The following is a 21,929-nucleotide window of genomic DNA, read 5'->3' on the forward strand; positions in this document are numbered from 1 at the left end:
GTCGGGCTTTCAGCTCCTACCGGGCCCGTATACAACAAGTAGCGCGGCCGTGATAAGGACGACGACCAGCAGCGCACCGGCGACCTTGGGCCACGCGCGGCCGCCGCCGTTCCCGGCCCGTTCCGGCTCCGGCAGCGGGGGCCCCGGACGGCTCGCCACCGTCACGAGCTCGACGACGCGAGCCTGCAGGGTCCGGACCGCTTCGGTGACGTCCCGGTCGGTCGCCTGCTCTACATGGGTCGGCTCTAACGGCAACGGCAGCATCTCCCCGTGATCCGCGGCCAGCAGCACCGACCGGGCGAATTCCAGCTGCCGAGTCACCTCCTTGCGCAGGCGGCCATTACGGGCCGTCACCGACTGTGCGTCGGCCTGCACACCTTCGAGCTCCCGCCGCTGTCGTTCGGCCTCTGTCCGCGCCTCCTGCTCCGCGTGGGCCCGCAGCGCGAGGAGGCCGCCCACCGCCCGCAGGTAGTCGTCATATGCCGTCATCGCTCCTCCCAGTCGACTCGGAGCAAAGCGTTCGCATCGGCCCGGGTCAGTGGCGCCATTGGAACGACCGTCACGGGAGCCGGGAACTCCTGCCGGTCGTACAGCAGCCCTCGGTTGTCCCTCGGCTGCCAGGCGACCGTATGCCCCATCACGTCAACGACGTCGCGTTGGGAGATCCGCAGCGCGAGCACCCCATCGATCTCGACGGATGCGTCGAAGCCGAGGTGGTTGCGGTACATACCAACGCTGGTCCACCACCCGATCAGGTGTGTACGACGGGCCGGGCCGTCGCGCAGGATGCTGCGCAGCACGTCGAGATCGCTTACCATGTCGCCGTCGAGTGCGCTGAGGGTGCCCGCGCGGTCCAGCGCCGGGGCGAGGATGTAGTGAGTATCGTGCTGCGCGGCGACGCTTGTGATCTCGACAGCGATCCGGCGCAGTTCGGAGCCCAGATCCGCCTGGGGCACCAGGCGTAGGGGCAGTCCGAGTCGCTCCAGGAGCCAGCCCAGATGGTCCAGGCCGGACTCCGTCGCCTCGCCGGCCCGGCCGAGGTCGAACAGTGTGAACTTCGCGTCCCCGGCGGGATGCTGCAGCGCGAGTGACACGGCGACGGCTTGCATGGCACCGAGCGCGAGATTCGCCTCGCCGTCTGGGCCGGCCGGTGACCGGCGGCTGCCGGCACCGAGGATCGCGAGGTGTCTGCCGGGTTCGGCGGCGAACACCACACCTTCGGCACGCAGCGGGTGCGCGACGGCGAGCCCGATCAGCCCGACCCGGCCGGCCAACGGGTGGGTGCGCGCGGCAGCACGCAGGTCGCGCAGCCGATCGATGGCGTGCCCGAGCGTGACCGGGCGGCCGCCTTCGAAGACCTCGGGCGGCGCCGACCCGGGTGGGCGCGCGAGCCAGCACCGGCGCCGGACAACGTCCAACGTGACGCTGTCCGCAGCGGCGATGGTCACCCGCTGGTTGGCGTCCTGCCGGCCGGACTCGAGGTTCACGATCGCCTCGCCGCGGTAGCGCAGTTCAGCTGCGTCGGGGTTGTGCTGGTCGAGGACCGCGCGGGATTCCCCGGCCGAGTTCTTGAACGCCACCCGGATCGGGAACTGCGCGTAAATACCGTCCTGCTTCGCGAGCAGGGTGGTGATCCCAGAGATGGTCTGCGACGCAAGCAGCAGGTGGATGCCGTAGGCGCGGCCCTGCCGGGCCAGGCGCTCCAGCAACCCGGCGGCGCGCGTGCTGATCTCGTCGTCCTCGGTGAACAGGATCTGGAACTCGTCGATCACGACGACGAGCCTCGGCATCACCGCGTCCGGAACCTGGGCTCGATACACGGAAAGCTTGTCGCCGTACGGCTTGATGATTGCGGCCCGCCGTCGGAACTCCCCGGCCAGTCCGTCGAGGACCGCCACTGCGAACTCGCGGTCGGTCTCGAACCCGATAACAGCGGCCTGCGGTAGCCAATCGCGGCTCTGCGGTGTCGACGCCAGCGCATGAAACGTCACACCCTCCTTGAGATCCAGCAGGTACAGCCGAACTTCCTCCGGGCCGTACCGGGCCGACAAGGCATGCACGAAGACCTTCAGAAAGTTCGACTTGCCTTGGCCCACGGCACCGGTCACGAGCACGTTGTGCCGCTGACCGCGCTCGTCACCCAGCACGATCTCCACGATTTGCTGCCCCGACCTGCCGATCGGCACGCAGATGCCCTCGGCGCTGGAGCGCGGCGGGGCTCCGGCCGGATCGAGCAGGTCCGCGAGCGGCAGCTGAGGTGGCGCCATCGCCTCACTCGCTTGGGCCACCGCTTCGGCTGCCTCGGCGACGAGCCGCGACGCGATGGGCGGGTCGAGGAGCACGCCGACGTCCGGCAACCGTGACCACCGCACCGGCACGCCCATCGACAGCACGTCCACGCCGGCCAATGCATGCTTGACGTCCACGCCGTGCGGAGGCTGGATCACCCGATTGTGGTGCACGAGGAAGCTGACCCCGCAAGCTGGGCCGGCGCGTAGCAGCGCCGCCAGCGCTGCGGCCGTCGCCGCGTCGAAGCCGGCGGGGAAGTCGGCGATGGCCACGAGCCGGAAGCTCTCGATCGGCTGCCCGGTACCGGCGCGCAGTCCGCTCAGCGTCACCGGACTGCCCCGCCGCAGCTCGTTGATCCGCTGAACTTCGGCGGTCAGCCGCTTCAGCATCGAGTCGAGGTCACCGGGCGTCGTGCCGATTTCCCGGAGCAGGCCGGCGTCGGCCCGGCGCAAGGGTGCGAACGGCGCGAACAGTCCGCGCAGCTGCGGGTCGAAGCCATGGAGGACCAGCTGGCCAGCCCCGGTGCCGACCAGTGCCCGCAGGGCGACGGAGTGCAGCGGACCGAGGTCGGCGTCGTCGGCCTCCAGCACCAGGTTGGCCCGGTCGAGCAGTGGCACCAGCAACGGGATATCAGGGTGGTCCGGCACCTCCAGCCCACCAGCTCGGACGTAGGAAGCGGCGGCGAAGGGATCGGCAACCGGTCGCGGTGGCCGGCCCCAGGGGGCCGCGGCTTCGCCCGGGGCGAGCACGGTGACCGCCTGCGTGAGCGCCGCATGGGCCTGAGTAGCGGCGGCCAGCGCCCGTTCGGCGCCCTGCAGACGGGACCAACGCCCCTCACGCTCGGCCGCCTCCTGCCTCGCGATCACTGCGGCCTGCGCGGCATCGTCCGCTGCGGCCAAGACGCCCAACGCACGTGCGCCGGAGTCCATCACGCGTCCGACCGCGGCGGCGAGCAGCGGGACCGGCATCCTTGGAGGCATGCGCGGCGTCATGCCGAGCCCGGTCGGACGTCATCGGGGATCCGATGGCCGATCACCACCTGTGCCGGCCGGAGCACCCGGTTGTCGATCAGATAGCCGGTGCGTCGTTCGTGCAGGATCCGGCCCTGATCGGCGTCGGAGTCCACCGGTACCCGCTCAACCGCATCGTGCAGGCTCGGGTCGAACTCCTCACCGATCGAGGCGATCGGTCGAATGCCGCGCCGGGCGAGCACCTCCGAGATCTCGTCCAGGACCGAGACGAGCAGCGCGGCCGGGTCAGCGCCCGCGCGGCCGGCGGTGCCAACCCGGTCGGTCACGAGCAGCAGCTCCCGGCACAGCGGCGCGATGAACTGCCCGACCAGGTCGGATCGGGCGAAGTCGAGCTCCTGACAGAGCCGGTCGTAGAGCTCCTGCCGGCGGCGGTCCTCCAGTAGCCGCCGCTGGAAGAGGTCGCGCAGCTGCATGACCTCCTCGACCAGCGCCGCCAGGTCGGCCGTCCCGGCGGTCACTTGCCCCACCGCAGAACCTGACCGGCGAGTTGCTGGGCGGCGTGCTGGTAGGCCGGCTTGCGATGGCGGGAGATGTACAGCGCCACCACGCCCACCGCGATGGGTGCGGCGATGAACAGTCCGGCGGCTACGCCTCCGCCGTCACCGCTGCCGAGTCCTCCGCAGAGGCCGCACAGCGAGGCGATGAGCATGAAGCCGTAAAGTTGCCAGGCTGAGCTGTGCACCCACATCATCTCGCGGCTCGAGGTGGCGAGCCGCCGCAGCTCCACAACGGCGGCGGCCGCGTCCTGGTCCCGCAGGCCCAGTTTCGCGATCCGATCCGCATTGCGATTAAGCAGGTCTGCCTGCGCTTGCGAGGTCACGATGATTGTGCCGTCGCGAAGCAGGGTCACCGAGTGGCGAGCCGTCGCCTCCAGGGCGGCTCCGAGATAGTACTTGAAGATGTTGTTGTCGCGATGCTCCTGCACCACCGCTTCCATGATGCTCAGCGCCTTCTGCGGCTCATCGGTGGCGAGCAGGACCTGTGCGATGGCGGTGCGGGTCACGGGGTTGCCCGGTGCCAGCCGCAACGCTGTCTCGAACTCGCGCATAGCCAGTGGCCACTTCTCCTGCTGGGCGTAGACCTCACCGAGGTCGTGGTGGTACTCGGACTCGTCCGGGGCGATGCGGATCGCCTCGGCGAACTCGAACTCGGCGTCGGCCGCTTGGCCCAGCAGGAACGATGAGTGGGCGCGCAAGAACCATGCGCCGTGGTCCCCGCCGCGCTGATTTGTAGCCTCGCGGGCCGCGCGGTGCGCCGCGCCCGGATTGCCCATTTCCAGGTAGACGCGGGCGCGGTCGAGCCAGTCGGCGTCGCCGTCCTGATGCGCGGTCTCGGGCGCCGCACGGCGCTGGTCCGGCAGCCTGCGGTCGTATCCCTGCCGCTGCTGGGTGTTAAGCAGGACCCGCTCGGCCTCGTCGATGTTACGTACCCGCGTCTCCGCCTCGCCGCGCCGCTTGGGGTCAGCGCTGGCCTGCCGTTTGATCCAGATCCGGCGCTGCTGGCTCACCGCGGCCTTGATCTGTGCCGTGTCGGCCGTCTCGGGAATTTGCAGGATCTCGTAGTAGTCCACAAACGTTGCGGTAGTCATCAGCCCACCTCGGTCGTGCGCATCTTGTTGGCCGCGTCGGCGACCTGGCTCCTGGACATGTTGGCGATGTTGGGCACCTCGAACGTGCCCAGCGAAGTCCTCGCGGTAAGGTCGTTGACCTCGACGAACACGGTCTGGTCAATGTCATAGGCGTAGATCACCTCGATCGGGGCCCCGGCCGGATAGGCAGGGATGCGTACGCGCAATGGCTTGTCGCCGGTCGCGTTGCGCACGTACTCAGGGTCGGTGTCATCGCCAATGGTCACCTCGACGTCAATCTCAAGCTGGTTGTCATGAACCGTGGTGAAGTAGCTGGGGTGCTTGGCTGGAATTTTGGTGTTGTGCGGAATGATCACTGTATTTTCCAGGCGGCCGGTGTTCGGATTGATCGCGAATGTGCCCAGTCCGTGTGAAGTGACATCACCGACCTTGATACGATTACCATTCACGGTGAGATTGGGGACACCGCTGCGCTCGGACTCGACTAGGCGCGCCTGCACCGCAGCGCCGAGCGCGACGATCTCGTCAGGATGTATACGCCGCTCGATGGGCCGGCCGATCGCGTTTTCGACCATCCTGCGAACCATGGGCATCCTCGTCGATCCGCCGACCAGGAGCACACGATCGATGTCGTCCCAGGTCAGACCGGCGTCGTCGCGGACCATCTCGGCCATCTCCCTGGTCCGGCTCAGCAGCCCCGACGTGATCGATTCGAAGTCCGCCCGGCTCACCTCGAGGGTGGTGGTCATGGTGTTACCGCTGAGCACGACGCGTGCCCGCTCGACGCTCGACAGCGAGTGTTTGGCGAGTGCGGCCCGCTCCCGCAGTCCCGCCTCTAACTCCCCTCCGTCGAGGAGGTCCTCACCACCGGCGGCGGTGTACCGCTCGTTGAGCAGGCGCATCAGCTCGCCGTCCCAGTTGAAACCGCCCAGGTTGCGATCGCCGCCGGTGGCGAGGATGTCGAAGGAGCCGCCGTCGATGCGCAGGATCGTGACGTCGAAGGTGCCACCGCCGAGGTCGTACACCAGAATTGTGCCGTTGAATCCCGACGACAGTCCGTAGGCGATCGCGGCTGCGGTCGGCTCGTTGAGCACTCGTACGACCTTCACTCCGGCGATGCGGCCCGCATCGCGGGTGGCCTGCCGTTGCGCATCGTCGAAGTAGGCGGGAACCGTGATGACGGCCTCCGTGACGGGCACGCCGAGTGCCAACTCGGCGTCTTCCTTCAACCGCTTGACGATGAGCGCGGAGACTTCTTCCGGTCGGTACGTCCGCCCGTCCGTCGCGTCGAACCGCCAAGACGCGTCGCCCATCGCCCGCTTGACGAACTCCACGACATCCAGCGGTGCGGTCGTAGCGGCGCGTTTGGCCACGGTGCCCACGAGAGGCATGTCGCCCTGGAACAGCACCACGGAGGGTGTGATGGACTCGCCATCGCGATTGGTGAGGACCTCCGGGTGGTCGAACTCGTTGACCACGGCCACGGCGGAGTAGGTGGTACCTAGATCAATCCCGACAATCCTGCTCAATTTCGTTCTCCAGGTTCCCAGTCCAAGTTTCGAACCGAAGGTTCCTCAGCATTGCGCTTTCAGGCTCGCGGATCACTGCGGGCGATATCGCCCCAGCACGAAGAGAACGTTCGACAATCCAGAGTTCGCCCCACTCCCGGGTGCCGCTCTTGAAAGAGAGCCTAACGGCGGGGCCATGACAGACAAGAGCTGAGTGCCAGAAGGAACCCGTCGAAGTTATCCGGTGGCCGAACCTCCTAACCCGCTCGCCCGGTTGGTCTGCCGTGGGCGATGACCTGACGGGGCGATTATCCGCCCAGGCAATGCTGGCGCAGAACCGATGAGGGCGTATACGAGCTATGGACGGAGGCTTCTCAGAGACTTCGGGGAGCACCGATCAGACTGTCGGTAGACCCAGCAGCCGGTAGGTCGGAATGGATCGGCCATATCTTGGTAGTCACCTCATCCCTTTGCGTGACCCGGCCGTCCAGGCGTGGCACATATAGTGTTTGGTCAACGCCGGGGCGCCGAACGACCAAGGGGTGGATTCGATCATGAAATGTCCGTCGTGCGGAAGTGAGCGCACTCGGGTCAAGGACTCTCGCCCGTGTGGCGGTGAAACCGTGCGTAAACGAGTCTGCGAAGGTTGCGGTCAGCGTTTCTCCACCGCCGAGCGAATCACCGCGGAATACTTGCAGGTGCGCAAAAGGGACGGACGAACGGAGCCGTTCAGCCGCGCGAAGATCCGCCGCAGCATCCTCAAGGCCGCAGGCAGCACGGCACTATCGCCGGTCGACGTCAATGCATTCGTCGACCGGGTCGTGCAGGTGCTAAATCCTGATGCACCAGATCTGCCGGTACCGAGCCGGGACATCGGCCGCCTCGTGCTGCAGCAGCTGCACAGCGGCGACGCCAGGATCGAGATCGTCCGAATCCGGTACGCGATGGTGTTCATGGGCGGAACCCGGAGCGCCAGCGGGGGCTTCCGGCACCTAGCCGACTTCCTGGCGTGGCTAGAGGAGGAGTATGGCCCCGCCCGGCAGATCCAGCCTGAGTCGACGCCTTGGGCCGTCACGAAACTCGCCGGGCGGGTCGAGCCCTTCCAGGCCGCGAAACTGTCGCGCAGCATCGGCATCGCCGCCGAGGGCCGAGGAACCGAGGAACGCGTGCGCAGTCTCGTGCTGCACGCGACCACTCAGGTGCAGGAGGCGTTGCGCGGGCAGGCGCTGGTGACCTCGCAGCAGATCGCCGCCGAGACACTCAACGTGCTGCGCAGCCTCGACTCACTGGTTTATCTGCGTTACGCCTCGGCGGTGAAGCGGTACCGGTCGGTCGACGACTTCTGGCTGGACGCATGGGGTGTCATGTTCAGCGACCAGCGTTGATCATGCTTGGTCCGGGCCGGCCGTGCCCATACGCAAGTTGGCCTCCTGGCAAGCGCGGATGAACTCCTCGCGGGTTGGATACATCGCGGCCAGCGTGCGCAGCTTGGTCGCCACCACCGGGGGCAGTTCGCCGCGCCAGCCCGCGAGCCTTATCAGTGCCTCGGCCTGGAATTCCGCCCGCCCGTGCTCGACGAAATCGCCGTACTCGGCGATGTAACGGCCGATCCAGTGCATCAGGCGACCCAACTGCCAGAGCGCCGAGTCGCGCGACTCCTCCAGCTTCAGCGCCGCGTGCTCCTCTTCCGGCCAGCGCTTGAGCCGCTCGATGGCGATCAACTCGGCGCGCAGGCCGTACACGTACTCCCACAGCCGTGAAAGGGTCTCCTCTCGGAGGGCGACGTCCGGCGCCGAGATGTGCTCCTCGGTGATGCTGGGACTGTCGCCGGAAATCTCCTGCCGTGCGGGCTGGCCTGTGCGGGGTATGTAGTTCTGGCTGTCCTCGTGCAGTTGGCGGGCGATCTGCCGCAAAATTTTCGGCACGATCGCCCGGCGGAAGTGATCGACCTGGTAGCCCGCCGCCTTCGCCGCGGACTCGTACCGCTGCAGCAGATTCTGCCGGCGCGCCCGACCATCGACCTTGAACAGGACGGCAGCGGCGTCAGCCAGGTCGTGGTCGTTGAGCGGCGGCATCTCAGCGATGAGTCGACCGAGAAGCTCGTTGAGCGCCTTTACCCGGCTCAGCAGATCATCGGCATCGACCGATCGCGCCCATACGCCACGCAAGCCCAGTAACACCTCTTCAGCGGTTTCCTCGGTCGCGGGCAGTCCGCCGCGCAACAGCCGTTCCAGCCCTTTCACCAGGTCGTCCAGGTTCGGCGGCCGGTCGAACGTCGGCAGGGTCATGACCACTCCGGATGCTGATGGACAGGTGGCGGCACCCCCATTCTTCCCCCAGCGGATCCCCACGACGCGCACGCGGGCACGGTCGGATGCTCCAGATGTTCCCGGGCGACGGGCCGACATCGAGATCCGGCAGAGCCAAGACCGCGCCCCGGCATCGCAGAGGAGACCGATCAACATGCCCCGCAAGAGCCGTCGAGACCTGCTCGGACCATGGCCGCAGCGTCGGCAGGAGCAGCGCGAGAACGTCCTCATGGAGTTGGCGCGGCAGTTGCGCGCCGAATTCCGTACGGCACAGCACCAGTCCCAGCGTCCCTGAGGAGGCCCATGAATCACAATGCATCGAACGATCACGCAACGTCCCGTCAGTCTGCTCCGGCGCGGCGCCGATGCGTACTGCCTGGCTACTGATCTGCCTATATTCCACCTCGACCCGGGCGCCGTCACCTCCGATGCCCGGATCGGCCGCCGCATCGCCGCTGCCTACCTCGCCGGGCCGGCTGCCGACACGGCGGCGGAGCCCGCGTACCGGGCGTTTCGGGCCGAGACGGCAGCCCAGTTCGAGTTCCTGACCCGGTCACGCGGCCGGGGCGGCCTCGGCATCGAGGTCCTGGTCCAAGCCGAGGATCCCTACCCTGATGCCGCGGCGATGACGTCCGATCTCCGCGACTTCGGCCTGCTGCGTGTGTATGGCACGGCAGGCTGCGGAAACCCGCATCCGTATCTGAGCAACGACGACAACGACATGTTCCGGGCGGTGCACGACGCGTTCGGTCACGCGGCGACCGGCCGCGGCTTTGACCGGCACGGCGAGGAGGCCGCGTGGCTCAAGCACGCCACGATGTACTCCCCGCTCGCCCGCCAGGCCATGACGACCGAGACCCGCGGCCAGACCTGCGTGTTCTTCTACTACTTCAAGGGCGAGCGGTTCCCGAGACAGAAGATGTTCGTGCTGCCCGAGCCGTTCTGGCGCCTCGACATTCCGCCCGCGACCGGCGGGGGTGAGCGCGGATGAACCCGCAGCAGCCGCTCGTGGAGGCGATCTCCGGTTTTGCCGCACACGCCAATCAATGGGTGAAGTGCCCACCCGGCACCGGCCTGCGGACGGATGACCAGTGGCCCGAACTCGTCGAAGGCGAACACCCGCTGCGGGAAATGCGCGGTGACGTACTCGATGCGGGCCAGCCTGGCATCTCGGTCGGGGTCGATGGACTCCTTCCACGTCTTCGTCCGCTGAAAGGTGATCTTGTGCTGGTGCAGGATCTGCCGCAGCCGTTTCCGTCCGATTCGTATCCGGCGGGCGGCATGGGCGGTGAGGTAATCGGCGAGCCTACGCACGCTCCATCCGGTGAACGGCCGCCCCAGTGCTTCGGGGCGGGCGTTGGCCGTCTCGAAGATGAACGCCTCGTCATCGTCGCTGATCTGGCAGGGACGGCCACCCGCCCACTGAGGGTCCAGGCTGGTCATGCCCATCTCGTTGAACCGGTGGTTTACTTGCCGGACCGTGTCCTCGTCCGCCTGCACCACCCGGGCGATCGCTGGCACGGTGTTCCCACCGGCTGAAGCGAGCACCACCATGGCCTGCGGTAATCGGACTGCCGAGCCGGTACCACGACGGGTGATCCTCAGCAACTGCTGACACTCCCGGTCACCGAGCCGCCGGACGAGCACAAATTCCGCCACCGCCACCGCCTGAAGCCCACGGCGCCACCCGTCAGCCAAGCCGGCGGCGTGTCATCCAACACCGCGCACCTTCGTGGTCAGAGCACTAGCCGGCTGCTGCCCGAGGCGGCGGTCTTGCTCGACACCGTTGCCGTTGGCGCCGGCTTCATCGGGCACGACGGCTTGCTATCCCGTCCTACCTGGTCCTACGCCGTCGCAGCACATCCCAACACGGTAGTCCCGCGTTGCCCGTCTGCCTGACCCTGACCGCACAACTCATCCGGGCCCGGCTACAGCCGAGGCTCCGGCACCGGTCGCAGACGAGGAGCGCAACCATCATGGAGAGGCGCAATCATCATGGAGAGCAAAGACGAACACTTCAGGGACGTGCCCTGGAGCCGCGAGCCGAGGTACGTGCGGCGGCTGCGGGAGGACGCGACCCGCGTGAGTAGCGTCCCGCGTGCCCTGTACGCCCAGTTCCGGCGGGCTAGGATCCAGGTCAGGATCATCGGCGATGTGTCGGTCTGGTCTCGCCCCGGACAGGCGTGTCTGCTGGTGGGCGACCATCGGGATCGGTTCGAACTCGCCCCACTGTTCGCGATGCTCGGATCGTGCGGACGGTCCGACGTCCATATCATCGCCAAGTCCTACTCGATGAGCGCGGCAATCATCAGGGCCGCCGGACGTGCTGCAGAGGGCATCGTCCTCCCGGTTGATCCCGGCACGTTGGCCGGGGACCGACCGATTGTGCTCAACCGCGACCTCCCACAACGGGTCCGCCTGGGACGCCAGGCACTGACCCGAGCGGCCCTGCGCGAGGCTAACCGCCGCACCATCGCCCGCGCGGCTGAGCTGCTGGTCGCGGGCCATCTCGTCACGTTGTTCCCGTGCGGCGCGGTGACGAGCGCCTTGCGCAGCCCGTGGCGACCGGGGCTCGGTCGCCTGATCAAGCAGCTCGAACCGGAACAGCGTATTGAGGTCCACATTGTTTTGTTCCGCTTCGATGACTTCGCCCCCACCCGGCTCGTCCGTCGCCTCCTGCTGGACAGCCACGACGTGCGGCCGCGCCGTCCGCTCCCGCTGACGCTGCGGATCGGAGCGCAGGGAAGCGTCCATGAGATGCTCGGCGCGGAGGCGCCAATCGACCTCCTCACCGCGGAGGAGATCACTGAGCGGCTGCGCCGTCGGTACCAGGGCGTCTTCGGGCGGTTTCAGCCCGGACTGGACAGGTAACGCGTGTCGGTGCCGCCGTTCGCCGCTTGACTGGCTCTCGAACGGTGCCACGTCTCCCATTCCTCGATGTCGACACGCACGATCTCATTGATCACGCTTACCAGGCGCGGGGCGCCGGGGCCCTGGTCATCGTAGGGTTCCAGCCCCGCGCCGAAGCGTGCCACTTCCCGCTCGATCTGGCGGCTCACACGGGCGAAACGGATCCAGTTCCGGTGCCAGTCAAATGTGTGTCGGACCCCGGCGATGAAGACGAGCCCGCCGCCGAGGAGGGCGGTGACGAGGCCACTCGCCCCCAAGGCCACGGCGGTAGGCACGCAGGCGGCGCCGAGGACGCTGGCGAGCTCCATCAGTTGGTAGCTGAGCCGGGATCGACGCGCTCTCGCGCTGTACCAGCGCCACTCATTCACAACGAAGCCCGGAACCTCGACATCACCGGGCCCGCGGATGCTGGACATCCAGGTCGAGCGGCGTTCGCTACCAGGGTAGGTTGAGCTGCCCATTGCCGCCTTCCTATGCACCATGCGATCACCTATCGCTCCGTGTAGATGAAAGGGTACCGAGTGTGCGTAATTCGCGGCAGTCGTAGCTTCAGCTTGAGGGGGCGCTGCAAATGACTCGATCTCCTGGTGGACCGCGCAGTCGACTGCCTGCCCAACATGCTTGACCTCATGCTCGTCAAAGACGGAGATGACTCGGATCGGTGGTGGGAAGACCATCTCGCTACCAGCAAGGCATGGAAGGCGATGTGGGAGCAGGTGCTGGCCATCCACACCGACCGCCACCGCCAGCTGGTCGAATGGGCAGACGATACGAAGGCAGATCACGTCATCCGCGAGCACCTGCTCGCTACCTTTCCGTGGCTGGTCGAGCCGGCACTCCTGGAGGAGATCGCAACGGACGATCTGGCAAGGTTCTCACGAAATGTGCTGATCACGCGCATTTGCCGGTCACTGCGCGACGGCGCCCCCAAAGAGAAGCTACTCGCCGATCACGCCGCAGACCTCGCCGCGCTGCAGTCCGACGATCTCCGGCACGTAGAGGCGTTCCTCGATGACGCCGCCGGAATTCAGCAATTCGGCTGTCAGGCCACGACCTCTTGGATAGAGCGAGCAGCGGAAGGTTCCTGGCGATACGTCCGCGTACCCGAGGAGGCAAAGGACCGGATTGGGCGACCCGATCATTGGGATGCCTCCACCGAACTGCTGCGGGCACTCGGCCGGCGCTTTGCGGAGGCCGCCGTGCAAGCGCTTAAACTCTGGGAACCTCAGCCCCGAAGACGTATCCGGATCCGCCTCACCTGCGGTGGCTCCATCTCATGCTGCTCCATCTGCCGACCGTCACCGATGACATCGCCCAGCGCGTCCGAGCTGTGCTCGCAGCCAACCGTCCCACCGCTGGAAGCCGATGGGCAGTCATCAGCCATACCGAATTGGAACGGCAGCGACACTCGGCCGAGTTGCGCGCGTCAATCGAATGAATCATCGGTGACCCCGCAGCTGTGACTCGCGGAGTGGCCCTGGGTGATCCTCGCCTGGTTACGGCTCGGAGACTGGCCGATGCGCCAGATGACGTCCTCCATGACTACCTTCAGCGGCATCGACAGGACGACGACCTGGTTGAGATCGCGCTGCTGTCTTTCGCTTGGCGCACCCACCGGCCGCAGCTCTCGTTCACCGACGTACTCGCCCGGCACATAAACCCTGCGGGCCGCCCTGATACGCATCACCACCGAGCTGCGCCGCCGGCTCGGCGGCAGCCCAAACTATCGGGAGGCGTGGACGCGGCAGTTCCTGACTCTGCCCGACTGCGAGGACGACCTGATCCGCGCCCTTCCGGCGTGGGCGGTCCTCACGCTTGCTGGCGCGAACCGCTATCGGGCCGGCAACCATGCCGTCACCTCGATCGTCAAAACTGCGCTCGGCGACAGTGCCGAGGCGTGGGCGCGTTTTGCCGCCATCCCGGCGTCCCCCACCGGGCCGAACGCCTGGCTCCGGCTCGGCGACCTCCTCGACGCCGCCGCTACCGGCTCTGTTTGGCCCTCGCCGCCGAGTTCAAGATGAAATCTGTCATCCACGTGTCGCGGTTCGCACTACTGCCGCTGGCCAAGCCCTGCGGCAGAACCGAGCAGTCCGAAGCGCGAGCCGCGCCACGTGGGTTGTCCACCTGGGCATCTATGGTGTCGTCGCCGCGTAGGGACGCTCCAGCATGTTGTCAAACCGTTCGAACAGAGATTTGGTGACCTCCTTGGCGGGCAGCTTGCCGCGGTAGGCCATCAGCCCGGTGTAGTCGTTGTCCTGGACGAGTTCTTCCAGGATGCTGTCCCAGTCGTAGTCGGCGGCCGACTCGGGCAGCCGCTCCAACATGTCGTCATAGCTGCCGAGTTCGAGCTCGACGTTGGCGCGGTCGGTCATCAGGTGCAGAGCGATCTCCTCGGCGTTTGTCCGGGGTTGTGGCTCGATACCGTGGGCGAGGTCCGCAGCCAGGGCGACGAACGTGGCCCGGAACTGGACCAGCGAGGTTGGAGTCAGCTGCTTGATGAACGGCGGAAAGTCCCAGTTATCCAGGTCCCTCATCGCGCCGCTTACCTCGTCGCTGAGTGTCATCGCTGCGACGTACAACAGCAGTGCCGTCCGGGGCGTGATCACCGGTGCCAGACAGGCGTCGCACTCGCCGCTGTCGCAGGCAGGGCAGTCGAGGCATCCGTCGCCGCATGTCGGGCAGGTGCCGCACCCTCCTGTCGGGCACCCGTTGGTCGGGAAGCTGGCGATCCCGGCGTGAGCCCGGCGTCGCAGTTGAACGGCCAGACGGTGCCGGCTAGGGCGGAGGGCGTCCAGGATCGCAGTCACTGACGCGCGGACCGGACCCGGCTCGGCATCGAGGGCGGTCAGCAACCGTTCCCGGGTCCGCTCGGGCGGGTATCCGACGGTCAGCAGGTTCAACAGGTCCGCGACGGTGTCGGCTCGCTCCGCAGTGGGGAACGTGGCCAGGGCCTCCACCGTTTCCCCGCTACCGTGGTCGACAATGGCGAACACCCGGTGGGTGCTGGCGGTGTGCTGTGGCAGGAAACCGTGATAGATCGTCTTCATCTGGGAAACCTTTCGATGAGCGGGCGCACTCAACGTGCGGGCGCTCCACGAGGGAAAGAGCATGGCGAGGCTGCACGTTGCGGTACGTCCGCAACGCCGTTGCCTACGAAGATTCGCGGCTGCCTGCCAGGGTCCGACCCTGACCGCGTAGCCAGATACCTGAATATCAGAGTCAGCCCCACCGGGCAAGCCTGCTCCTCTCCGTGGCCCCGCCGGATACGGCTTCCCCGCGGGTCAACGTCTGGCCGTCCCACCACCCCGATTCGATCTCGCGGCGGCTCCGGGGTGCTCGGTGGGTGCTCGGACGTCGAGGAACTGGCACGGACGCTCCGGGACCGGGATGGATTTCGGCCTGCCTGCCGGGGAAACCAGTGATCTGCCTCGGTCGATGTAAAGCCGGACCTGCGGGGATGCGGTGGGACTAGTTTGGACGCGCCCGGACACGACTGGACTCCGCCACTCCCCGCAAGATCATCTGACTACGGATCAGAAGGTTAGGGGTTCGAGTCCCTTCGGGCGCGCAAGATCAAGAGGCGCCTGACCTGCGGAAGTATAGGTCAGGCGCCTTAACTTTTTTGTCCCTTGTGGTTGGTTGGGTGCTCGGTGGGTGCTCGTGCGACAAACATCCCCTCCGTCCTGCCGGGTCCGGGTGAGTGCTGTTGAGTCCGCGTCCGTTTGGCGGCGATTCGAGTCGCTGTCCTCCTGTCCCGAATTCTGGGATGCCGCGGCGGGACTGCTGTGCGGAAGGCTGGCTGTTTTCTGCGGTGGTCGGTTACGGTGACGTCGCGTTGCGTCAATCCCGTTATCGGTGCGTAGAGGGCTGTGGAGGGCGGGCTTCATGATCGATCCGCAGCGGGTGGACGACGCGAAACGGGCACTGGGCGCGGGGCTTGCCCGCTGGCGCAACCAGCGTGGGCTGACCCAGTTGGCCTTGGCGCGTCGGGTGCCGGTGGCACGCTCCACGATCGCTGGCGCGGAGAGTGGGCGACAGTGCCCGGACCGGATCTTCTGGCAGCGTTGTGAAATGGCCTTGGCGGCTGGTGGGGAATTGCTGGCCGGCTATGACGACTATCGGCGGATCAAGCAGCAGCTTGACCAAGAGAAGGTTGAAGCGGCACAGCGCGCCCGGTGGGGTGAAGTCGAGGATTGCTCGCTACCGGCCGGTGCTCCGGGAGTTTCGACGATCGCGGGATGGCGGCTGCTGCACGACCTCTGCACCGTGGATCTGATGTCCGGTGGTCCGAGCGACCGGACGGCACCACTGTCGCAGGTTCCCGATGTGGCGGTGACTGGCGAGGGAGACTTTCTCGATGGCGACGCCGTTACGCTTACGGTCATGTCCAACGGGCAGCCGATGTCGTTGCGGATGAGCCGGAGGGCTCTGTTGGAACTCGCTGCCGGCCTTGCCACCGTGCCGGCCGTTGCCACGGCAGCCGCATCTCACCCGCGGGCCGTCGACCCGGCCGTTGTGGATTACTTCGCGGAGCTTCGTGCGCTCCTCGTGCAAGCGGACGACCGGCTTGGTGGCCTCACTATCCTGTCGACCGTCGAGCAGCAGATCGCGCTGATTGCTGCCCTGCGCCGGGAAGCACGCGGGCCACTTCGCGACCGGCTCCTCAGCACGGAGGCACGGTGGAGCGAGTTCGCGGGTTGGCTCAGCGACGATCTCGGCGACCGTGCGGCGGGCGACCGGTGGTTGGAGCGCGCCGGAAGCATGGCGCAGGAAGCCGATGATCAGGAGTTCTGGGCGTACGTGCTGGCCCGCAAGGCACAGCGGATGGTGGGGACCGGGGACGAGGACTGCGTCGTCGGGCTGGCCCGAGCGGCATCCCGCCTAGTCGACGCGCCTGCGCTCGTGCACGCCTTCGCCGCTGTCCAGCAGGCGCACGGCAGCGCCAGCGAGCGAGACGTTTCCGCGTTCCAGACCGCGATCGAGGATGCTCATGCACTCGTCGCAACCGCCTCGCCGACCGGGGGTGACAGCGCACTCGGTTCCTTCTGCACTCGGCCGTACCTGGCGGCGCAGGAAGGTGAGGGATGGCTGCGCCTGGGCCAACCCCGTCGGGCTATCGACAGTTTTACTGCCGCTGTCAACGAATGGCCCGACCGCTACCGCCGCGAACGTGCGGTGTACCTCTCCCGCACCGCGCACGCCTACCTGGCGGCTTCAGAGCCTGGTCAGGCTGCCAGGGTGGCGGCTGAAGCGTTGACCACGGCAACCACGACCGGCTCGGCGCGGGTCCGCCGTAACGTCACGGTCCTGGCCCGGAAACTCGAACCCTTCTCCGGCCGGCAAGAAGTGCGGCTACTGCTCGATCAACTGGCCGTGGCAGGGTGAACCACCAATCGCCCGATCCGGTCCGTTCGCCGCAGCTGCCGGATGTCGCCTTTGTCGGCCGTGCCAACATCGACATCACGGTGCGGATCCCCCAACGGCCCGTCGCCGGACGGACGACGTTCGCCTCATCACCCGCCACGACCACACCGGGTGGCAAGAGCCTCAACCAGGCCTTGGCCGCCCGCCGGGCAGGTGCCCGCACCAGCCTGATCAGCAACGTCGGCGACAACGAATGGGGCGCCTTCCTGAGCCGAGCCCTCACCGACGCGGCCATCGATGTGTCCTTCTTCCAGCACGTACCCTCTGCGCCGACAGGGATCGCGGTCATCGAAGTCACCCCGGACGGCGAGAACTACATCGTCCTCGCAATCCCTCCGGAGACCGAGCTCACCGGCGAGCATGTGCGCAGCGCACTTCAGCAGTTGCAGGTCCCGATTGTGGTAACTCAGCTCGATCTCCAGCCCGAAGCCGTCAACGCCGTCTTCCGACATCACCGGGCTGAGACGCTCATCGGCAACCTCGTACCGCATCCCACGCTCGGGCCGACCGCGCTCGCCGCGCTCGACGTGTTCGTCTCAAACGAGGCGGAAGCGGCAGCAATACTGGGCCGGCAGCACACCGACCCCGCACTCGCGGCGCAGGAACTCCGCAAGCTGGGGCCACGAGCGGTGGTCGTGACAGCGGGCGCTCGCGGCGCCGCCTACAGCGATGTCGACCACACTGGCCTCGTACCCACACATCACGTCGACGTCATCAACACCAGCGGGGCGGGCGACACCTTCCTTGGCACCCTCGCCGTACGACTCGCCCACAAGGTTCCGCTACCCGACGCGGTCGCCGAGGGCGTCGCCGCCGCAACAACCTTCGTGACGATCACCGGACAGCAGTAGCACCGCGCGGGAACAGGGCAGCGGAAACTGGTGTTTCGTGTCGGTTCTTCGTGTCGAGGGTGTTCGACACTTGCTGATCCAGTGAAAAATGAGGTCCGATGGCGTCGATCGTTGTGGGGCTGGAAGTAACCGTGCCTGGCAAGTTGCACGGGTAGAAGCATCGGCCGGGCTCGCAGCGGATGGTGCTGTTCTGCTGCTTGCGCCCCCGTTTCCTCTAGGGCGATAAACACTTGTCACGGCGAATAATGCGGGGCGTTAATGGGGAGGCGGGGTGCCAGTCCATTCAGCCCATTTTGCCCGAAGGTCGCGGTCGAGCAAAGTAGCCCGCATCACGAGCGCGCACATTCGGCAGTAGTACAACGTACGCGAATCGCTGAAGCGCCAATCTTGAAAGGATTAAGCGTTGCCTGATCTCACCTTTATTGTAACCGCCATCATGGGCGTAGCATTACTTATTGCTGCAGTTATTCGGGCGGGAATGTCCACGTGGGGCTGGCCGCTCTTCCGAATCCGCCTGAGTCGGCTGCTGACAACCGCTTTGGTCGTGATCTTGTTCTTCGCCTCGATCAAGTACGTCACGTAGTCGCGATATAAGCGAGCGTCCACAGGAGTAACGTATGGCGCCCGGCAAACGAAGCTGCAGTACCTCCCGTCCGTAGCCGCTACGCCGGCTCGCGCTGGGAAGCGGTACCTCGACCACCATCCGTGGTCGCTAGGCTTGACGCTTACGAGCAACCGGCGACCGTCATCCATCACCACTGCGGGATCCAGGACGCAGCTGTCGGAGAGGGACCCAGCGTGACCCAGCCTGTCGATCTGCAGACCGATCGACCTCATCCCGCGCGCGTCTACCAGTACTGGCTCGGGGGCAAGGACAACTACGCGGCTGACCGCGAGTTGGGTGACAAGATGGCCCAGCTGTTGCCCAGCCTGCCGGGCGCGGCACGAGCAAACCGCGGGTTCATGCTGCGGTCCAGCCGGTACCTGGCCGGCGAGTTGGGCATCCGGCAGTTCCTCGACCTGGGCACCGGCCTGCCGCTCGCCCCGAATCTGCATGAGGTCGTTCAGCAGATCGAGCCCGGGTCCCGGGTGGTCTACGTCGACAACGACCCCATCGTCCTCATTCACGCTCGCGCTCTGCTCACCAGCCATCCGGATGGAGCGACGGCCTATCTGGACAGCGATATCCGCAACCCGGAGATGGTCCTCACCGCAGCCCGGGACAGCCTCGATCTCGACCAGCCGGTTGCGGTTTCCCTGATTGCCATCACTCAGCTCATCCCGGACGACGCGCAGGTACGGGCCATTCTGGACGCCTTGATGGGGCCACTGTGCCCGGGCAGCACGCTGTCGCTGTCGGCGATCACTGCCGACTCCGACCCGGACCAGGTCGGCGCCGCGGTGCGGGCCGCGCACGCCCAAGGTATTCCCGTGACCCCGCGGACGCGCGCACAGACCGCGGCGATGTTCACCGGCCTGGACCTCGTCGATCCGGGCGTTGTCCTGGCTCATCGCTGGCATCCCGACCAGGACACCCCGAACCTCGACGATCATGACGTCCACGTCTACACCGGTGTAGCGATCAAGCCAGCCGGATAGGCCCTGCGATGACACCCGGTTTAGGCGAGGGCGCTGGTGCTGGTTGCATAGGTCGTCGAGGTGGTTTCGCCTGACGCGTGTGCGCATACGTGCCGGGCCCTGCACGACCGAGTGGGCGTGGCTGACCTACGGAGGAACGGCTGATGGCGCCGCCGCCGTCGACGCTGTCAGGGGAGCTGGCCGAAGCGCAGTTGCGGCACGTCGTACAGGTCGGGGTTCGGCACCCGGGTCATGGCCGGCGAGGCGATCTCGATGATGAGCATCTCGGTGAGGAATTGGACGGTGGCGTCCAGTAGGAGCTCTCACAGAGCTATATCTACGATCTTCGGTTCGCGGAGAACGGGACGCCGCTCTTCGCGGTCGCAGCCGAGTTCGAAGAGCCGGACGGGGGGCTGACACGTCGCCGGCTTGCGCTGAAGCATGATCAGGAGCAGCGCGTCATCAGTCTGGTGACGATGTACTAGGCGGTACGGTAACGCCTCTCACCGATGCACTCTTCTGCCGCCGTTCGGACGTTCAGTGGTGAAACGCGCGGGGGATGCATGCGCTGAGGAGCATCGAACTCCGGCAGGCACTCACCGAACGGCGCGACCTCATCGAAGCCCCGCAGGGACCCTCCTCGACACCGCGCTCACCGAGAGCCAGGCCTGGACGGCAGTGCTCGGCACGCCGCCGAAGGACGCCAAGACCGCCTCCACTTGGCGGCGCCCGTGCACGAACGGTGAGATCGCTATGGCATCGCCGACAATCCGTGCTTGGTGCGCAGGCTGCGAACGATGCGCAGAAGATCGGCGCTGCCCGAGCACGCGCCGCTCTCGGCCGAGCACGGAGCCTTCCAGACCGAACGGCAGGAACAGGAACGCGCCCGCCGCACCTGCACCGGAACCGAGCGGATCGGGCCGGCATTGTGACTGCGCCGGAGCCGAGCTACACCGACTCGTCGCGTGCGGGCGGCTGGATCATTCGCACGTTCGAGACGCCACCCTGGTTTACACAATCCTCGGCGAAGTCGTGGACGTGCCAGTAGAAGTCCAAGGCGGGCCCTACCGCGTTGACGCTCGTCTCGACAGGCGTGTAGCGGTGCAGGGGCGTCGAGACGCCGTCGTAGGTAAAGCCCATGTTGTCCTTGGTCAAGATCGCCAGCGGCTGTTCGCCACTCCAGTCGATCCCAAGGCGCACGTCATACTCGCCGTTGTCGGTAGCCTCGGCGGTGGTTCGGATCAACGCCATAAGGTCAGCGATCGCGCATTCGATCGCAGAGGACTCGACCTGCCAGCCCTCGAAGTAGCCGTCGCTGCTCATACGATGGCCGCCGACCGCCGCAGCAAGAGTTACCGAGCCGTCGTGATGAATACTGATCCACGATTCCTTCCACATGGATCGGTCTCCCGTTGCGGTGTTCACCGCGACCCAGCGACGAAGCCCAGGTCGAGGATTGAGCCGGTCCACGCTCTCCAGCGGATGAATGCCGCCGCGCCCCGCGTAGGTCAGCGCCAGCCTTCCGGTCTTTGTCAGGACGTCGCGAGCTTGGTCGCGGTTCAGCCGCTCCCGAAGACGGGGGATGCGCGGGTGGGCGACAGCGATCAGCCACGCGCGTTTGCCAGCATCACGGCCGGCGGAAGCCTCGGCAAACAGCGCGTCCAACGCCTCGGTCGCATGACGGCGCTCGTCGAACCGAGCGCGATACATCGCCTCGATCTGGCGCTCTTTCATCCACACCGTGTCCGAGTCATTGCGCACCGGAGCGCCGAAGTATTCGTTCCGATAGATCAGGTGTGGTCCGTCGATGCTGGCGGGAACCTCAACCACGACAGCGCGCTTCCCCTCGGAACCAAGACGGTGAATCACTAGGCCGAAGACAGGCGGAGAAATCGCCGTAATCGCTGCGCTGCGCAGGGAACGTTCGTATGCCTCATCGAGTTCACCTACGTCGGCCCGCGCGGTCGCGGCCTTCTGTTCCTCGCGCACCCCGAAGACGATCACGCCCCCGCCGCTGTTCGCCATCGCCGCGACGTCTTTAGGAAAGTCGGTCTGCGGCAGGCCCTTGGCCGGCGGGAGCTCAGACTTCCAATCCAAGTCGTTCGCCTCGATCACGCCAGCGGCCACTGCAGCGTCAAGGAGCTCGTCGGTCAACGGACCAGGGCCAACCCCGAGTGAGCGGTGCAGTGCGGTGAAGGTCATGCTCAAAGCGTAGGGATGGCCTACGACAGTGAGCGTTGACGCGGGAAGCCGGTCTACGGGTTGTCGCCGGTCGGTCGTTCGCTGGGCATGGGCGGACAGCTATTTGCCGCTCCGGAACCTGTCAAGTCAAGTGAGACGTTTTCGTGGTCAGGTGTTCTGTAGTTCGGTGGGTTGAGCTGCTGGTTTGTTGATCCACACCGTGGTCGGCAGGGCGGGTGGTCGGGGTCGGCGGGTGAATC

20 protein-coding genes, 1 tRNA gene and 1 pseudogene are annotated in these 21,929 nt (G+C 66.6%); 11 read left to right on the top strand and 11 right to left on the bottom strand.

What is annotated here, in order from left to right; translation table 11 throughout:
* Positions 1–9 precede the first annotated feature (9 nt).
* Genes ACFOX0_RS12135 through ACFOX0_RS12155 form a run of 5 tightly spaced genes read right to left on the bottom strand, consistent with a single transcriptional unit; the run spans position 10 to position 6,437 of the window.
* Positions 10–489 (bottom strand): hypothetical protein, encoded by a 480-nt coding sequence (locus ACFOX0_RS12135; protein WP_377544834.1) that lies wholly within the window; start codon positions 487–489, stop codon positions 10–12.
* Positions 486–3,257 (bottom strand): FtsK/SpoIIIE domain-containing protein, encoded by a 2,772-nt coding sequence (locus ACFOX0_RS12140; RefSeq protein ID WP_377544836.1) that lies wholly within the window; start codon positions 3,255–3,257, stop codon positions 486–488. The genes ACFOX0_RS12135 and ACFOX0_RS12140 overlap by 4 nt, the downstream gene beginning before the upstream one ends.
* 20 nt (positions 3,258–3,277) lie before the next feature.
* Entirely contained in the window at positions 3,278–3,787 is a 510-nt protein-coding gene (locus tag ACFOX0_RS12145) for a nucleotide exchange factor GrpE (protein ID WP_377544838.1), read from the bottom strand.
* A complete protein-coding gene (locus ACFOX0_RS12150; RefSeq protein ID WP_377544840.1) occupies positions 3,775–4,908 on the bottom strand; it encodes a tetratricopeptide repeat protein in 1,134 nt (377 codons plus the stop codon). The genes ACFOX0_RS12145 and ACFOX0_RS12150 overlap by 13 nt, the downstream gene beginning before the upstream one ends.
* Complete coding sequence (locus ACFOX0_RS12155) at positions 4,908–6,437, bottom strand: Hsp70 family protein (RefSeq protein WP_377544842.1); 1,530 nt, start codon at positions 6,435–6,437, stop codon at positions 4,908–4,910. The genes ACFOX0_RS12150 and ACFOX0_RS12155 overlap by 1 nt, the downstream gene beginning before the upstream one ends.
* Positions 6,438–6,970: 533 nt before the next feature.
* Between ACFOX0_RS12155 and ACFOX0_RS12160 the strand changes: the two genes are divergently transcribed.
* Entirely contained in the window at positions 6,971–7,801 is an 831-nt protein-coding gene (locus tag ACFOX0_RS12160; RefSeq protein WP_377544904.1) for an ATP cone domain-containing protein, read from the top strand.
* Here the strand turns inward: ACFOX0_RS12160 and ACFOX0_RS12165 are convergent, their stop codons facing one another.
* Complete coding sequence (locus ACFOX0_RS12165; protein ID WP_377544844.1) at positions 7,802–8,704, bottom strand: hypothetical protein; 903 nt, start codon at positions 8,702–8,704, stop codon at positions 7,802–7,804.
* 175 nt (positions 8,705–8,879) lie between these two features.
* On the opposite strand from ACFOX0_RS12165, the gene ACFOX0_RS12170 reads away from it, so the two are divergent.
* Together ACFOX0_RS12170 and ACFOX0_RS12175 are read left to right on the top strand one after the other, a co-directional pair.
* Positions 8,880–9,020, top strand: coding sequence for a hypothetical protein (locus tag ACFOX0_RS12170; RefSeq protein ID WP_377544845.1), 141 nt, complete (start codon positions 8,880–8,882; stop codon positions 9,018–9,020).
* 18 nt (positions 9,021–9,038) lie between these two features.
* A complete protein-coding gene (locus ACFOX0_RS12175) occupies positions 9,039–9,716 on the top strand; it encodes a hypothetical protein (RefSeq protein WP_377544846.1) in 678 nt (225 codons plus the stop codon).
* Here ACFOX0_RS12175 and ACFOX0_RS12180 read toward each other — a convergent pair.
* Positions 9,611–10,390, bottom strand: a complete 780-nt coding sequence (locus ACFOX0_RS12180) for a helix-turn-helix domain-containing protein (protein WP_377544848.1) — start codon at positions 10,388–10,390, stop codon at positions 9,611–9,613. The two genes, ACFOX0_RS12175 and ACFOX0_RS12180, sit on opposite strands and share 106 nt — an antisense overlap.
* 330 nt (positions 10,391–10,720) lie before the next feature.
* Between ACFOX0_RS12180 and ACFOX0_RS12185 the strand changes: the two genes are divergently transcribed.
* On the top strand, positions 10,721–11,596 hold the full coding sequence (locus ACFOX0_RS12185; protein WP_377544849.1) for a hypothetical protein: 876 nt from the start codon (positions 10,721–10,723) through the stop codon (positions 11,594–11,596).
* Here the strand turns inward: ACFOX0_RS12185 and ACFOX0_RS12190 are convergent.
* A complete protein-coding gene (locus ACFOX0_RS12190) occupies positions 11,575–12,117 on the bottom strand; it encodes a DUF4231 domain-containing protein (protein WP_377544851.1) in 543 nt (180 codons plus the stop codon). The two genes, ACFOX0_RS12185 and ACFOX0_RS12190, sit on opposite strands and share 22 nt — an antisense overlap.
* A gap of 105 nt (positions 12,118–12,222) precedes the next feature.
* On the opposite strand from ACFOX0_RS12190, the gene ACFOX0_RS12195 reads away from it, so the two are divergent.
* Complete coding sequence (locus tag ACFOX0_RS12195; RefSeq protein WP_377544853.1) at positions 12,223–13,098, top strand: hypothetical protein; 876 nt, start codon at positions 12,223–12,225, stop codon at positions 13,096–13,098.
* Positions 13,099–13,767: 669 nt separating this feature from the next.
* Here the strand turns inward: ACFOX0_RS12195 and ACFOX0_RS12200 are convergent.
* Positions 13,768–14,682, bottom strand: coding sequence for a hypothetical protein (locus ACFOX0_RS12200; RefSeq protein ID WP_377544855.1), 915 nt, complete (start codon positions 14,680–14,682; stop codon positions 13,768–13,770).
* Positions 14,683–15,114: 432 nt separating this feature from the next.
* Here ACFOX0_RS12200 and ACFOX0_RS12205 point away from each other — a divergent pair.
* The 5 genes from ACFOX0_RS12205 (at position 15,115) to ACFOX0_RS12225 (ending at position 19,509) form a co-directional block, all read left to right on the top strand.
* Positions 15,115–15,203 (top strand) — tRNA-Arg (locus tag ACFOX0_RS12205).
* Between the two features lie 317 nt (positions 15,204–15,520).
* Entirely contained in the window at positions 15,521–17,020 is a 1,500-nt protein-coding gene (locus tag ACFOX0_RS12210) for a helix-turn-helix transcriptional regulator (protein WP_377544857.1), read from the top strand.
* Complete coding sequence (locus tag ACFOX0_RS12215) at positions 17,017–17,910, top strand: PfkB family carbohydrate kinase (protein WP_377544858.1); 894 nt, start codon at positions 17,017–17,019, stop codon at positions 17,908–17,910. Before ACFOX0_RS12210 ends, ACFOX0_RS12215 begins: the two co-directional genes overlap by 4 nt.
* A 403-nt stretch (positions 17,911–18,313) precedes the next feature.
* Positions 18,314–18,493, top strand: coding sequence for a hypothetical protein (locus tag ACFOX0_RS12220; RefSeq protein ID WP_377544860.1), 180 nt, complete (start codon positions 18,314–18,316; stop codon positions 18,491–18,493).
* 215 nt (positions 18,494–18,708) lie between these two features.
* Positions 18,709–19,509, top strand: coding sequence for an SAM-dependent methyltransferase (locus ACFOX0_RS12225; protein WP_377544862.1), 801 nt, complete (start codon positions 18,709–18,711; stop codon positions 19,507–19,509).
* A gap of 167 nt (positions 19,510–19,676) precedes the next feature.
* Here the strand turns inward: ACFOX0_RS12225 and ACFOX0_RS12230 are convergent.
* Positions 19,677–19,805 (bottom strand): annotated as a pseudogene (locus ACFOX0_RS12230) (DUF296 domain-containing protein); the annotation flags it as partial.
* Between the two features lie 480 nt (positions 19,806–20,285).
* On the opposite strand from ACFOX0_RS12230, the gene ACFOX0_RS12235 reads away from it, so the two are divergent.
* Positions 20,286–20,420 carry a hypothetical protein gene (locus tag ACFOX0_RS12235; protein ID WP_377544864.1) on the top strand — a complete coding sequence of 45 codons (135 nt, stop codon included), beginning with the start codon at positions 20,286–20,288 and terminating at the stop codon, positions 20,418–20,420.
* A gap of 16 nt (positions 20,421–20,436) precedes the next feature.
* Here the strand turns inward: ACFOX0_RS12235 and ACFOX0_RS12240 are convergent, their stop codons facing one another.
* Entirely contained in the window at positions 20,437–21,690 is a 1,254-nt protein-coding gene (locus ACFOX0_RS12240) for an AlbA family DNA-binding domain-containing protein (protein ID WP_377544866.1), read from the bottom strand.
* Between the last annotated feature and the right edge of the window lie 239 nt (positions 21,691–21,929).

It is taken from the genome of Micromonospora zhanjiangensis (genome assembly GCF_042650605.1).
GTDB lineage: Bacteria > Actinomycetota > Actinomycetes > Mycobacteriales > Micromonosporaceae > Micromonospora_J > Micromonospora_J zhanjiangensis.